The following is a 14,047-nucleotide window of genomic DNA, read 5'->3' as shown; positions in this document are numbered from 1 at the left end:
CTAAGAATTCATAATGAATTCTGTCCCGCTCCCTTTTTTAACTTATCAGAGATATTTTTGTCTCAGATTTTTATCTTAGTATATTTTCAAGAATGAAAACTTAGTCTGTTTCATAATTTAAACACTGGGCTATTATAGCCGTGCTTAGCCCCACATTTCACGTAAGACATTCGCAAAGCCTTCAGTTTTTTGTGCGTAACCTAAATGACCACCTGGAATATCAATGATGTCGATTCCGGTATGTTTAGAAATATAGAAGTTTACGTCTTGAGGGAATGAACCTTTTGAATCAGTGCCATTTAATAATGTAATGAGTTCTTTATGTTTGCTGAAATCTTCAATAGAAATATCGGATTCTGTATATTGTCGTATTTCATATTTAAACCAATTCATCATTTGTTCGAATACTTTTTTGCTTTCAGCATCATCTGATGATTGTGCAGGTTTAGACATATATTCAGCATCTAATTGGCTAATATGCAGCGTTTCACCAAATAATTTCATCGCTTGAGGCATGCCTTCATTTATTGCAACATCAATGATTTCAGCATTTTTATCTTGCCAATATTTAGCATCTGGTAAGAAGGTGTTAATAGGAGGCTCGTGAAATGCAATACGTTTAACGATGTCAGGGTAATCTTTTAACACATGCATGGCAACAATTGAACCGGAACTTGAACCTAAAATGTAGACGGGTTCATTACTAAGTGATTTTGCTAATTCGGCAATATCTTGTGCGTCGCGTTTAATACGGTAGCGACTATTAGGATTAATTGCTTCATCAGGTAGAGGTTCTGTCAATTCACTTTCTCCATAACCACGACGATCAACAGCCACTATTGTGAAAGTACCTTTTAACTGTTGCGCGAGTGGCATAAAGATATCACCTGTACCATTTGCACCAGGTATCAAAATAAGTAAAGGACCGTTGCCCACTTTATGATAGCGTAATTTAGCACCTTGTAATTTTAATGTTTCCATATATAAACCCTCCAAATTAATCTATAGTTTTATATCTAATATAAATTATTCTATGCCTAATAATTTAGCACCATTTGTATAACTAATTTTCTCTTGTTCTTCTTTAGTTAAACCTAAATCACTTAAAAAAGTACCTAATTCTTCAGGTTCAACATATGGATAGTCCGCTGAATAGAGTATTCTGTCTACACCTAATTCAGCTTTGACTAAATCAAATTGTGGTTTAGTTAGCATACCGCTTGGTGTAATATAGAAATTGTTTTTAAAATAATAGCTAATCGGATGTGCCAAATGCTCAGCAACTAGTATGGTATCCATGCGTTCTAAAAAGAAAGGAATAAACTCTCCCCAATGCCCGATAATGATATTTAAATTAGGATATCGGTCAAATATGCCAGATAGTACAAGATGAATGGCATGAATACCTACATCTACATGCCAGCCATATCCGAAACATGCAAATGTTGCTGCAGTGACCTCTGGATAGTTTCCTTTGTAGTAAGCTTGATAAACATCACTTTGTACAGGTGAAGGGTGTAGGTATATCGGTGCATTTAATTCTTCTGCTGCAGCGAACAAACCTTCGTACGCATCTTGATCTAAGAATCCGCCATTAGGGTGTCCCATTATAAGCGCACCTTTAAAGCCAAGTTCTGTTATACAACGTTTAAGTTCTTCAATTGCTGCTTCAGGTTCATTAATCGGTAATGTTGCAAAGCCAACAAAACGCTCAGGATATTGTTTAATATAATCTGCTAGGGTATCATTTGCTTGTTGACATAACTCAATAGCACGTTCTCCTTGTAAATTTGAAGGTGAACCATTGCCATACGATAAAACTTGCATTTGAACATCATGTTTATCCATAAAACCAATGCGTTTATCGTGATAAGACAGTTTATCGGCATCTGTGAAACCCGATTTTAGTGCAAGTCCTTCAAGCATCGTTTTTAGCGGTACACCATTTGGATCTGGTGACATATATTTCATTGTTTCTTGTTGAATATCCTCAATAACATAATGTTCTTCAAAATTAATGCTTTTCAATTTAAAAGCCTCCTATAAAAAATGATTAATACTACCAGGGCATTGAGCCGTTGCTATCGATAAATGTACCAGTTGGACCATCTTTATCAATTGTTGCAAGTTTTACGATAGGAATAATCCCTTCTGAAGCAGGTTTTGCATTGTTACTAAAGTCTCCCACCAAATCAGTATTCGTTGAGCCAGGATCTGCTGCGTTAATTTGTATATGTGGAAGGCCTTTTGCATATTGCAATGTTATCATTGTCACCGCAGATTTAGATGAACAATATGCTAAGGAGTTCACTTTTGATTCTTGTGTGTTTGGATTGGTTACCATACCAAATGAACCTAAACCGCTGCTAACATTGACTACGACAGGTTGTTCTGACTTTTCAAGGAGTGGGATAAAAGTATGCATCATACGTACAATGCCAAAGACATTTGTATTGTAGACTTGTTGCACGTCATTAACAGTCAAATCTGCAGGTTTTTTGAAGCCACCTGAAATTCCAGCATTGTTGATTAAAATATCTAGGCGTCCTTCTCTATCTTGAATTTGAAGATATGCTTGTTGAATGGAAATATCATCTGTAACATCAAGTTGGACGTACTTGACACCGAGTTCATCTGCAGCTTGTCGTCCACGTTCAGCATCGCGTGAACCTATATACACGTTGTAGCCTTTTTGTTGTAAAACTTTCGCTGTTTCAAAACCTAATCCTTTATTGCCGCCAGTGATTAATACAATTCTTTCCATTATTTTGTCACCTCGTTAGGTAAATATAATTTAATTAAGTTATCGCGAAATGTTTCGTTCGATAATTGTCGTTCAGATTTTTGAAATTCAAACGTTGTGGTTGTTAATGATTTTAAAAACATGTCTGTTTTGAATATAGCCCATGATGTATCGTTGTAATCATAAAATAATTCAAAGTAAAATTGATTCAAATTTTTGAAAAAGTTACTATCACGGAATAATTTAGTGTTGTCGTTGCCTTCAATACAATTGAGTAAATCACTTTTATCCGTTTTAAAAGCTAAAAATATATCAAGTGAATATTGCATAATATCACGTGCTGACGTGTATTGTTGTTTAATGGTTAACATATCTTGCATAATATCATCAAAATCATGTTCAATGATGTGATAACATAAATCACCTTTATCTTTGAAATGGCGATAGAGTGTGCCCATACCGATATTTAATTCTTTAGCAATGCGATTCATACTGATATGTTCAACACCTTCTGCATTAAATAATTCAAGTGCCTTGGATTCTATACGCTGTCGATTTTTAAGTGCATCTTTACGCAATCATGTCACCTCATTAAAAATTTTTATTATTGACAAACGGATAACGCTCCGTTTATTATAAAGCGTATTAATTAGAAGTTCAATAATTTAGGTTTAAACGCATTGAATTTTAGAAAAGGGTGATGAGTATTGTCATTAAATAAAGAACAAAGACGCGTGACGAGCGCAGAACTTAAAGCACATTTTCATCAATCAACACTAACTATTGAAGCACTTGCACAGACATTAAATATTTCTACAGCTGAAGTAAGAAATGTATTAGATATGCATGCACCTAATGGTATTTTTGGAAATAAATTACATACATTTATTCACTTAGTTTGGGATGTGCGTGATTTAATAAATGAAAATATAAGACAAAATGGTAACGAGCCAAAAGCATATTCATATTTAAAAGGTAAAAAAGAAGATTACTGGTTCTTACAGTAGGGAGATAAGTGATGAAGAAAAGTATTTTAGTTATTGGAGCTACAGGTAAACAAGGGAATGCTGTAGTCAAACAATTATTACATGAGGGCTGGCAAGTCCGTGCTTATACACGCAATAAACAAAATGACAAACTTACTACAATTAAACATAAAAACTTAGAAATTTTTGAAGGGGATTTGGGGAACCTAGATAGCTTAAAACAAGCGATGGAAGATCAATTTGGTGTCTATAGTGTGCAGCCAATTATACTCGATAATGTGACTGAAGAAATACGCCAAGGTAAAATGATAATTAATACAGCTTATCAACAAGGTATTGAACATATTATTTATAGTACAGCTGGCGGTGTGAATCGTAATCGTACGGGCCCTCATTTTGAAGCATTAGCACAGATTGAAAATGAACTTCAAAACAGTCCATTAAATTATACAATTATTAAGCCAGCTTTCTTTATGGATAATTTCTTGAGAATTATCACTGTAGAAGATGGAGTCATTTACATTCCAGAATTTATAAATAAAGCTGTTAAATTTGCGATGATTTCTTCTATTGATATTGCAAAAATTGCAGCACATATTTTTAAAAATACAAAACAGTTTAATCACCGTGCTATCGAGATTGCTTCAGATGAACGAACATTAGAAGAAGTTGTTAAAACATTTGCAACAGTGACTGGGAAGCCAGCACAAATTAAGGGTTCATATTCAAGTGGTACAGCTGAACGAGAATGGTTAGAAGACAAAGGGTACGAAATTGATTTCAATCAAATGGAGAATATAAATCCACAACAATTATCATTACAACAGTGGATAGATAAAGCTGGATTTTAAAATTTTAAAAATGAGGTGAAGTATATGATGCAATCAATGTGGTTTAATTTACATGTAAAAGACTTAAAACGTAGTGAGCAATTTTATGAAAATTTAGGATTTAAAATTAATAAAAATCCAGATATGTTAGATAAGATGGTAGGTATTTCAATTGGTGAAACGATTGTTATTCTGATTGAAAATAATCATTTCGAAAATATCACTCATGATAAAACTTTAGCGCAACCTAATGAAGTTATTATTTCTCTTGGTGTCAAGACAAATAGTGAAGTAGATGTATTAGTACAAAAGGTTGAACAAGCAGGTGGGACTATCATTGATAAACCAGGTTTCTATCAAGGTTATTATGGTGCAATGTTTGCAGATCCAGATGGTCATAAATATAATTTCTTAGTTTGTTAACAAAAAGAATGTATAGAGTAAAGTTTAAACAGTAATTTATAGATCATTAAAGTGATGATGTATATATGCGATAAAATAAAAGCAGTATAGATTGTTGATGTAACGGATTAAAATTAAAGCTTCTATTAGTAGTTTTGGTAGTTTAAATTGAATCATATGATAGCTTTTATACATAAGGCACCTCGTTCATTTAGTTTAGTGATATTTATTAAATGATACGAAAGGGCCTTATTTTTTAAAAGTATGTTGATGTGAAATTACATATAAATGCGACGTATTTATAGTGATACATCTGAGACGCCATCCCTAGGAACATGAAAGTAAAATATGTAGTGTTGAATATAAAAATGGGAGCGGTACTACGAATTCATAATAAATTCTGTCACGCTCCCATCATCTTAAGAGTTATGTCTCAGTTTGTATTTTATTATATTAGGTTTGCTATAGATTATTCATTCCCTATGATTCATTTTCTTGAATATTACCGTATTGTTCTCTGAGATCATATACTTTATCAGGTGTAACATCTTGGCCAAGAGGGTCTAGAACTTTCATAGTAGAAAATGTATGAAGGACTTGTCCTCTAATCATGGCTAAATAATCTTGTCTTAAAGCTTGTTGCTCTTGTTTTTCTTCTATACTAAGTGTTTGTATTTTTTCTTTGTTTGCTAATTGATTAATTCTTTCTAATAAATTGTTCATTATTTGTCCTCCTAATTTGTATGTGTTGTAAAATGTGGCACGATTTACCGTTGCACGTTCGGTAATATCTTTTACAGTGATTTGAGACATCTTTTTCTCGCGAGACACTTGTTGAAAAGATTCTACTAGCAACTTTTTAGTACGTAAAATACGTGGATCAACTTTGGTTGTAGGCACATTTAGCACCTCCCTTGTCAAAAATAACTTTATACTAAATTATCATCTGAAAGTGGAGCGTTGTCAAAATTCAAGCTTATCGATTTTATTTCATCATATCTTTAATTTGTTGTGTAATATACCGTTTTTGTTCCTTCTCTGCAATAGCTTTTATTGTTTTATCGGATGCTTTTGGATGTGCTTTTTTATATGTGATTATTTTATTTTGAATAGCTTCTTTAGCCTTTTTTTGAGAATTCTTAGTTAGTTTTGATTGTTGTTTTTGTAATTTTTTAGCTTCTTGTGCATTAAGTACTACCCACGTATCATCTGGAACAGTCACAACTGATGTTTCTTTAATAAGTTCTTTATCTTCTTTACCAAAATCAAATAAATAGCGATAGTATTTATTTTTCCATACCCAATATTCTTTTGTATTTTTTAACGTAGCATTATCGTCATTAGATGTTTCATAATAAGCCTGTTTTTTAGTAGATTCAGATATATCTTCTTTTGTAGTCTTTGGTTTAAAATGAGCCGTAGCTTTAGTATCATCTTTGTTATCTTTATATACCATGACATAATTGTTAGAATTGTTTCCAATTTCATTTGCTATAAGCATCTGTGCTGGTGATTTTGAATTCGCAGCTGAATAAATACGTTTTTCCGATTCGTGAATCGTTTCTTTTTGCATACCAAAATGATGTGTCATATTCGCTACAATACCTATGATTTGAACAACAAATAGGAAAGTAACTATTGAACCAATGATATAGCGACTTAACTTTTGAGGAATGAGTAACCATGATGCGAATAGAGCTATTGTTAAGATAATTAATGTAATCATTTATTTTTCCTCACTTTCTGAATGATACATTTTTAAGAAAGGTACGATGATTAAACCAATCACTGCAAACGCAATACCAATTAAAAATGATGTATTAAAACCATCAATAGAGGCTTGTTGAGCATGTGCAGCATATTGAAGTGGATTAGCATCTTTTAAACTTTTTGTTGGCATATTATTGTTGATTATGTTTTGTGTTATAGATGTAAGTAATGCAACGGCAATTGAAGATGCCACTTGTCTTGCAGTGTTATTTGCAGCAGTACCATGTGTACCCATTTTTGTCGGTAAAGCATCCATAGCATTTGTTGTTAAAGGCATCATCATTAATGCCACGCCAAACATTCTAATAGAGTAGAGCACTAATATAAGTGAAGGTAAAGTGGTATCTGATAAGAAGCCAAACGGTAAAGATGCTAATGTTAAAATTAAAAATCCTACAAATGTCAGACGCTTGATACCTATTTCATTATAAAGTGAGCCTGAAATTGGTGAGATAAAACCTAACATTAAGGCACCAGCAAGTAAGGTCAAACCAGATTCAAATGGTGAAAAACCATGAATATTTTGTAGGTACGTAGGCAACATCATTTCCACGCCATACATTGCCATTGTGACTACAATAAGGCCAATTGTTGCAATTACAAAACCTGAAGATTTAAAAACACGTAAATCTAAAAATGGGTCATCCAATTTAAACTGTCTGAAACCAAACCAAGCGATGATAATCAAGCTTAAAATGAGCGGTAAAATTACATAATTGAAACTACGCCATCCCTCTGTCGAAACATTGGAAAATCCCCATAAAAATAGCCCAAATCCTATACAAGATAAAATCAGTGATAATATGTCTAATTTAATCTTTCTATTTGGGATTACATCTTTCATAAAAAAGAAACTTAATATAAAGGCAATGGCGACAATGATGATTGGAAAAACAAAGATATTACGCCAAGAGTCACTAATTGTTAGACCTAAAATAACGTGGTCTTTATTTAAAATCCAACCTGCAAATGTGGGACCAAGTGCTGGAGCTAAACCAACTGCTAAACCACTAAGACCCATAGCACCACCACGTTTATTAGGTGGGAACATATTAATAATAATGATTTGCATTAAAGGTAACATCAAACCAACGGCAATTGCAGTAACAATGCGACCAGTTAAAAATATGTTCCATGAATCACTGTTGGAAGGTGCAATCGCAGTTAGAATTAAGCCTACTAAGAGAATGGCATATGCAATGACATGTAACCACTTAGTTGAAAAACGCGTAGCTAAGTAGGCTGACAAAGGGACCATGATACCGTTAGCTAATAGGAACCATGTAGTAGCTTGTTGTGCCGTACTAAAATCTATATCAAAATCCTTCATTAATGTTGGTAATGCTGTCCCTAGTGACGTTTGCATTAAAGCTCCCGCAAACGTCGCAAGTAATATAACAAACATCACCATAAATTTACTATAAGATTTACCGTGTTCATCTAAATCAAATTGAGTATTAATATTCTCTGACATAATATTCCTCCTTTAAAGTTACTGGATTAATGTAACAACTTTTTTAGAGAAAAAGGAGAACAAAATAAACTATATTGTATAAAATGACACACTGCGTCTTAAAATGTATTATATTGAATATAAAGAAAGGATGAGACTATGGCATATAATAGAAAAATAGAACAAACGCAACGTTTACTTAAAGAGGCACTGATAAAGTTATTGGGACAGCAAAATTTTGAGGAAATTACAGTTAATGACATTGTCTCAGAGGCATATGTTACTAGAAGTACTTTCTATAGATATTACGATGATAAATATGAATTACTCTCTGAAATCGAAGATCAAATCCTTCAATTTATTAGAAATGAAAGGGAGGTCGAGTTCTTGATGGACGACAAAACTGAAATTTTCGACACTGATAATATAATTAAATTATTCAACGCTTTAGATCGCTATAGTGAAGTATTAAGAGTACTTTTAACAAATGTAGGGGTTTTGAGTTTTAAAATGAAGATTAGAAAAATTGTGTCACAGCGACTCGATTTCTTAAATAAAATGTTTCAAAGTTCGAATGTTAGGTTAGAGTTAGGAAAGGAGTATCTGATAGCTATAATTATTCAAACTTTTGAATATTGGGCGCAATATAAAGATAAAGTAAGTGAAGAAGAAATTGCTCAAATGATTACAGCAGTTTATCATCAAGGTTTAATCAATGCATTGAATATAAATGTAAAGGAATTAAAAAGTGCTCAAATAAAAATTAAAAAGAGTGAAAATTAGAGCTATGCTATGATACCAACAATTATTATGACACTAATTACATAGTTCATAATTTAGGGGATGGAGAAGAGGGAAATCATGGCTGATAAGCTTCAGAGAGAGTTAAGTAATAGGCATATTCAATTAATTGCAATTGGTGGGGCAATTGGAACAGGTTTATTCTTGGGATCAGGTGAATCGGTTCACCTAGCAGGACCATCAATATTATTAACATACACTGTTGTAGGTTTTGTATTATTTATGTTTATGAGAGCAATGGGAGAAATGCTACTGTCGAATTTAGGTTTTAAATCGTTTGCTGATATTGCACATCATCATCTTGGTCCACTAGCTGGCTTTATGGTGGGGTGGACGTATTGGTTTACGTGGATCATCTCGGGAATGGCCGAAGTAACTGCAGTAGCAAAGTATGTACAATTCTGGTATCCACAAATTCCAAACTGGATTACTGCTGCTTTTACGATTTTAATACTTGTAACATTAAATTTATTCAGCGCTAAGTTGTTTGGTGAGCTGGAATTTTGGTTAGCTATTATTAAAGTGGTAACCATTGTTGCCTTGATTACTGTTGGAATTGTAATGGTGGTTTTCGCTTTTAAAACGCCATATGGTACAGCTAACGTGACACATATTTGGAGTCATGGTGGTTTCTTTCCTAATGGTGCCTCTGGTTTCTTTATGTCATTCCAAATGGCAATCTTTTCATTCATTGGTATTGAATTGATTGGTATTACTGCGGGAGAAACACAAAATCCACATAAAACGATTCCACAAGCGATTAATAATGTGCCACTTAGAATATTATTATTTTATATTGGCTCGTTAGCAGTGATTATGGCGGTTGTTCCTTGGGATAAACTTAACCCGGCAGATAGCCCTTATGTTAAGGTATTTGGTTTGGTTGGTATACCTTTTGCTGCAGGAATCATAAATTTTGTTGTATTAACAGCCGCTGCATCATCTTGTAATAGCGGAATATTTGCAAATAGTAGAACGATGTTTGGCTTATCTGGACGCAAACAGGCACCACCATTTTTACATAAGACGAATCGTAATGGTGTGCCATATTATGCCATCCTCATTACATGTGGCTTGCTTAGCATCTCTGTTATTTTAAATTATATTTATAAAGATGCGACTAAAGTGTTTGTGTCAATTACGACATTCTCTACGATTTTAAATATTATTATATGGGCGATTATAGTGATGTCTTATTTAGGTTTCTTAAAGCATAACCCAGAGTTGCATAAGCAAAGTAATTATAAAATGCCAGGCGGAAAATTTATGGCTACTGGAATACTCATATTTTTCGCATTTATTTTTATCGTTCTACTTATTAGCAACACAACACGTTGGGCAGTTTTATTATCCCCAGTTTGGTTGGGCATCTTATGCTTAATGTATCTACGCTATCGCAAAGAGACAAAAAAATCAGGAATACAATCCTAATAAAGTCAAATATTAATAAAACATACTTTAGCAAGACACTTGAAAGATTAGAATACCGGGGCCCCAACAAAGAGAATTTCTACAAGAAATTCCACAAGCGAAATAAGTTGGGTGGCTAAAACTGTTCTATTAGCAAGCGAACCAACAATACGTAGCATTGTAAATAAAGAAGGGAGCGGGACTACGAATTCATAATGAATTCTGTCACGTTCCCTATTTTTTAGCAATAATATGCCATGTATTTCATAACAAGACGACGTTCCTCTTATAATTGATGATTACGTTATCTTGATAAAAATTCTGGTATATAAATGCATAAATTTGGCACTGTTTATGTCTATTTTGAAAATTTTTAAATTTAATATTCTGAAAATTCAGAACATGTGTTATTATAATTTTATCATTTAAAACATTGGTGAACTGCTAAATATATAGAATTCATCAGCATGAATGACAATACAACATATAGAGATGTGTCAGAGACACAGCAGGAGGTAATTTTATGACAACAATTAGAAAGATAGGAGTAAAATATTTCACCTTTAGAGTACTATCCGGGGTAGCCATTGGGATCGTCGTTGGTTTAGTGCCCAATGCCATTTTAGGTGAGATTTTAAAATATTTAATGCAGTATTCGCCAATATTTGCCATATTATTACATGTGGTGCAAGCACTTCAGTTTACTGTACCAGCTTTAATAGGTGCGTTAATCGCATTGAAATTTAATATGACACCTTTAGCAATTGCTGTTGTAGCAAGTGCCTCATACGTTGGTAGCGGTGCCGCACAATTTAAACATGGCGTTTGGGTTATTGCCGGCATTGGTGATTTAATCAATACAATGATTACGGCTGCAATTACAGTTTTATTTATTTTATTAATAGAAAAACGTGTTGGCAGTATGGCATTAATCGTTTATCCAACAGTTGTTGGTGGTTTATCAGCATTTGTTGGGGTATTAATATTACCTTATGTACATTTAATTACTACAGCTATTGGTGATATGGTAAACAGCTTTACCGAATTACAACCTATATTAATGTGTATGTTGATTTCGATGGTATTTAGTTTCATTATCATTTCGCCATTATCAACGGTAGCCATTGCGATAGCGATTGGTATCACAGGACTTGCAGCAGGTTCGGCATCAATAGGTATCTCTGCGACAGAAGCAGTATTACTTATAGGCACAAGTAGAGTGAATCGTGTTGCTGTACCGATTTCAATCTTCTTTGGTGATGTCAAAATGATGATGCCAAATATGGTTCGTTATCCAATTATCATGCTTCCTATATTAGTGAATGCTGCAATATCAGGTGTTGTAGGAAGTTTGATTGGTATTGCCGGAACAAAAGAATCTGCAGGATTTGGTTTTATCGGTATGATAGGACCTATCAGTGCTTTCAAATTCTTACATGTTGATTCTGCATGGATTAGTTTAGGTTTGATTGTTTTAGCTTTCTTTATTGTTCCATTAGCAGTTGCATATGCTTTAGATATTCTATTTAGAAGAGTATTGAAGTTATATGATTCAAATATCTTTAAATTCCTAGGATAAAGTTAAAGTCACAGGCTCCGAGAGTTCTGTGACTTTTATTTTGTACATAGTTCTTGTAGTACTATGGCTTGATTATATTTGGTATTTTTTGCGGCATAGAGCAGGATGACATCTTGATGACTTTCTTCTATTATATGTTTAAGCTTATTAAACGCCTGTGCTTGTTCATCATTATCTTGTAACTCTTTTTTATATTTTTCTTTAAATTGCTTAAATAAGTCATCTTGATGATTAAACCATTGTCGTAATGCTGTACTAGGAGCAATGTCTTTCAACCATTCATCAAGTTGTGCGTGTGCTTTGGAGATGCCTCGAGGCCACACTCTATCGACAAGAATTCTTTTACCCTCTGGGATAGAATCATCATAAATACGTGCAATTTTAACAGTCATAGTAAATCTCCTCCATATTACATATGTTCCCTGAAATAGATGTTATAAAGCATATGTAAAAACGCTGACAGATAGCGTATAGTAATAAGTAACAAATAATGCATGCCTGTGCATTAATATTTAATAAGTAAAGGATGACACACATGGTCAAAAATATCGAAACACTTGCACTGAAAGCTGCGAAATTAACGCGACAAACTCATGAATTAGGTATTCCAGTGATGATATTATTTGAAGGTGTTCCAGCATCAGGAAAGACACGTTTATCAAATGAACTATTATTAAATTTTGACGCTAAATATACACGCTTTATTACAACACAATCTCCAAAAGAAAATGACTTGAGATATCAATTTCTACAAAAATATTGGAATAGCTTACCGAAAAAAGGGGGTATTAATGTTTACTTCCGTAGCTGGTATTCACATTATTTAGATTATAGAGAAAATGCTATTAAATCATTACAATACCCTAACTATGAAGTGTTAGAATCTCAAATTCATTCTTTTGAAAAGATGCTTATACAAGATCATTATGAAATCATTAAGTTTTTTATTGAAATAAATGAAGAGAAACGCCAAGAACATATTCGACAAACGAATAATAATCCATTAATGCAATGGAAAGTACAAGAATATGAGAAAGTTCTAGATAGTGATATTTATTTAAGAGATATGCATGGTTTTATTGAACGAGATAAAGATTGGAAAGTGATTGATTATACAGAGCGTCAACATGCTATAGAGAAGATGTATGAGCATATTATTAAACGTTTAGAAAAGGCAATTAAGAAACATCAACGACAATCGCACAATTATGACGGGTTATTTACATCAGATTATACGACAGACTTTTTTAATCAAACACTTGATAAAGTGTCTAAAAAAGAATATAAATCGCAAGTTGTTGACTTACAAAAACGATTACGTGAACTACAATTTGCTTTATATGATAGAAAAATTCCTTTGATATTAGTATTTGAAGGTATGGATGCTGCAGGAAAAGGGGGAAATATCAAAAGAATTAGAGAAAAGTTAGATCCTACAGGATATGAGGTTAATGGTATAAGTGCACCTACAGACGTAGAGCTACAACATCATTATTTATGGCGTTTTGCTAAAGAAATGCCTCGTACAGGGCATATTGAAATGTTTGACCGCAGTTGGTATGGTAGGGTACTTGTTGAACGTGTAGAAGGCTTTGCAACAACGAAGGAATGGCAACGCGCTTATGATGAAATCAATGCTTTTGAAAAGATGTGGACGGATGAGGGTGCTATTGTACTTAAATTTTTCTTGACTTTGGATAAAAAAGAACAACTTAAACGATTCAAAGATAGAGAGAATAACGTGAACAAACAGTGGAAAATTACCAGTGAAGATTGGCGTAACCGTGACAAATGGGATCTGTACTTAGAAGCGAGTGTGGACATGATTAAACGCACGGATACAGACCATGCACCATGGTATGTTATTCCAGCAGATCATAAGAAAACATCTAGATTGAAAGTAATGCAATATATTATTCAACAATGTGAACACGCACTTTGGGGAGTTAAACATTGATATAAAGTTATAGGAGACTGGGACATCATTATGTTTTAAGTTGTGAACTCTATATTGTCAGTAGTTGACTGGACTAAAAATTCGCTTATACCAAGCTTTTTCAATCCTAGTCAACC

15 protein-coding genes are annotated in these 14,047 nt (G+C 33.4%); 7 read left to right on the top strand and 8 right to left on the bottom strand.

The window, feature by feature from the left end; translation table 11 throughout:
- Positions 1 to 144: 144 nt before the first annotated feature.
- From HMPREF2864_RS10000 to HMPREF2864_RS09985, 4 genes are read right to left on the bottom strand one after another with little or no spacing between them, the layout of a single operon-like run.
- Positions 145 to 981: an alpha/beta fold hydrolase gene (locus tag HMPREF2864_RS10000; protein WP_002460529.1), complete on the bottom strand. Its 837-nt coding sequence runs from the start codon at positions 979 to 981 to the stop codon at positions 145 to 147.
- 45 nt (positions 982 to 1,026) lie between these two features.
- Positions 1,027 to 2,028: an amidohydrolase family protein gene (locus HMPREF2864_RS09995; RefSeq protein ID WP_037545752.1), complete on the bottom strand. Its 1,002-nt coding sequence runs from the start codon at positions 2,026 to 2,028 to the stop codon at positions 1,027 to 1,029.
- Between the two features lie 31 nt (positions 2,029 to 2,059).
- Positions 2,060 to 2,764, bottom strand: coding sequence for an SDR family NAD(P)-dependent oxidoreductase (locus HMPREF2864_RS09990; RefSeq protein WP_002478573.1), 705 nt, complete (start codon positions 2,762 to 2,764; stop codon positions 2,060 to 2,062).
- Positions 2,764 to 3,321 (bottom strand): TetR/AcrR family transcriptional regulator, encoded by a 558-nt coding sequence (locus tag HMPREF2864_RS09985; protein WP_002460526.1) that lies wholly within the window; start codon positions 3,319 to 3,321, stop codon positions 2,764 to 2,766. Before HMPREF2864_RS09985 ends, HMPREF2864_RS09990 begins: the two co-directional genes overlap by 1 nt.
- A 129-nt stretch (positions 3,322 to 3,450) precedes the next feature.
- Here HMPREF2864_RS09985 and HMPREF2864_RS09980 point away from each other — a divergent pair, with 129 nt between their 5' ends.
- Genes HMPREF2864_RS09980 through HMPREF2864_RS09970 form a run of 3 tightly spaced genes read left to right on the top strand, consistent with a single transcriptional unit; the run spans position 3,451 to position 4,982 of the window.
- Positions 3,451 to 3,750 carry a DUF2316 family protein gene (locus HMPREF2864_RS09980; RefSeq protein WP_070545549.1) on the top strand — a complete coding sequence of 100 codons (300 nt, stop codon included), beginning with the start codon at positions 3,451 to 3,453 and terminating at the stop codon, positions 3,748 to 3,750.
- An 11-nt stretch (positions 3,751 to 3,761) separates the two neighbouring features.
- The gene (locus tag HMPREF2864_RS09975; protein ID WP_002478575.1) at positions 3,762 to 4,580 is read left to right on the top strand and encodes an NmrA/HSCARG family protein; all 819 of its coding nucleotides are present in this window, start codon (positions 3,762 to 3,764) and stop codon (positions 4,578 to 4,580) included.
- Between the two features lie 24 nt (positions 4,581 to 4,604).
- A complete protein-coding gene (locus HMPREF2864_RS09970; RefSeq protein ID WP_002478576.1) occupies positions 4,605 to 4,982 on the top strand; it encodes a VOC family protein in 378 nt (125 codons plus the stop codon).
- Between the two features lie 459 nt (positions 4,983 to 5,441).
- Here the strand turns inward: HMPREF2864_RS09970 and HMPREF2864_RS09965 are convergent, their stop codons facing one another.
- The 3 genes from HMPREF2864_RS09965 to HMPREF2864_RS09955 all read right to left on the bottom strand — a co-directional run bounded on the left by HMPREF2864_RS09965 (position 5,442) and on the right by HMPREF2864_RS09955 (position 8,205).
- Positions 5,442 to 5,684: a DUF896 domain-containing protein gene (locus HMPREF2864_RS09965; RefSeq protein WP_002460520.1), complete on the bottom strand. Its 243-nt coding sequence runs from the start codon at positions 5,682 to 5,684 to the stop codon at positions 5,442 to 5,444.
- A gap of 262 nt (positions 5,685 to 5,946) precedes the next feature.
- Positions 5,947 to 6,687, bottom strand: coding sequence for a DUF4811 domain-containing protein (locus HMPREF2864_RS09960; protein ID WP_070572210.1), 741 nt, complete (start codon positions 6,685 to 6,687; stop codon positions 5,947 to 5,949).
- The gene (locus HMPREF2864_RS09955) at positions 6,688 to 8,205 is read right to left on the bottom strand and encodes an MDR family MFS transporter (RefSeq protein ID WP_070545544.1); all 1,518 of its coding nucleotides are present in this window, start codon (positions 8,203 to 8,205) and stop codon (positions 6,688 to 6,690) included.
- A gap of 138 nt (positions 8,206 to 8,343) precedes the next feature.
- Between HMPREF2864_RS09955 and HMPREF2864_RS09950 the strand changes: the two genes are divergently transcribed.
- From HMPREF2864_RS09950 to HMPREF2864_RS09940, 3 genes are all read left to right on the top strand, one after another.
- Positions 8,344 to 8,967 carry a TetR/AcrR family transcriptional regulator gene (locus tag HMPREF2864_RS09950; RefSeq protein ID WP_002460516.1) on the top strand — a complete coding sequence of 208 codons (624 nt, stop codon included), beginning with the start codon at positions 8,344 to 8,346 and terminating at the stop codon, positions 8,965 to 8,967.
- 78 nt (positions 8,968 to 9,045) lie between these two features.
- Positions 9,046 to 10,416 carry an amino acid permease gene (locus tag HMPREF2864_RS09945; protein ID WP_037543308.1) on the top strand — a complete coding sequence of 457 codons (1,371 nt, stop codon included), beginning with the start codon at positions 9,046 to 9,048 and terminating at the stop codon, positions 10,414 to 10,416.
- Between the two features lie 502 nt (positions 10,417 to 10,918).
- The gene (locus HMPREF2864_RS09940; protein ID WP_070545542.1) at positions 10,919 to 11,974 is read left to right on the top strand and encodes a PTS sugar transporter subunit IIC; all 1,056 of its coding nucleotides are present in this window, start codon (positions 10,919 to 10,921) and stop codon (positions 11,972 to 11,974) included.
- A gap of 35 nt (positions 11,975 to 12,009) precedes the next feature.
- Here HMPREF2864_RS09940 and HMPREF2864_RS09935 read toward each other — a convergent pair whose 3' ends face one another.
- Positions 12,010 to 12,366 carry a DUF488 domain-containing protein gene (locus HMPREF2864_RS09935; RefSeq protein ID WP_002460512.1) on the bottom strand — a complete coding sequence of 119 codons (357 nt, stop codon included), beginning with the start codon at positions 12,364 to 12,366 and terminating at the stop codon, positions 12,010 to 12,012.
- A gap of 143 nt (positions 12,367 to 12,509) precedes the next feature.
- On the opposite strand from HMPREF2864_RS09935, the gene HMPREF2864_RS09930 reads away from it, so the two are divergent.
- Positions 12,510 to 13,931, top strand: coding sequence for a polyphosphate--AMP phosphotransferase (locus HMPREF2864_RS09930; protein ID WP_002478581.1), 1,422 nt, complete (start codon positions 12,510 to 12,512; stop codon positions 13,929 to 13,931).
- Positions 13,932 to 14,047: the final 116 nt, after the last annotated feature.

The sequence above is a fragment of the Staphylococcus sp. HMSC059F04 genome (assembly GCF_001812565.1).
Lineage (GTDB): Bacteria > Bacillota > Bacilli > Staphylococcales > Staphylococcaceae > Staphylococcus > Staphylococcus lugdunensis.
Note: the sequence above shows the minus strand (reverse complement) of the source record. Positions and strands in the feature narration are given on the sequence as shown.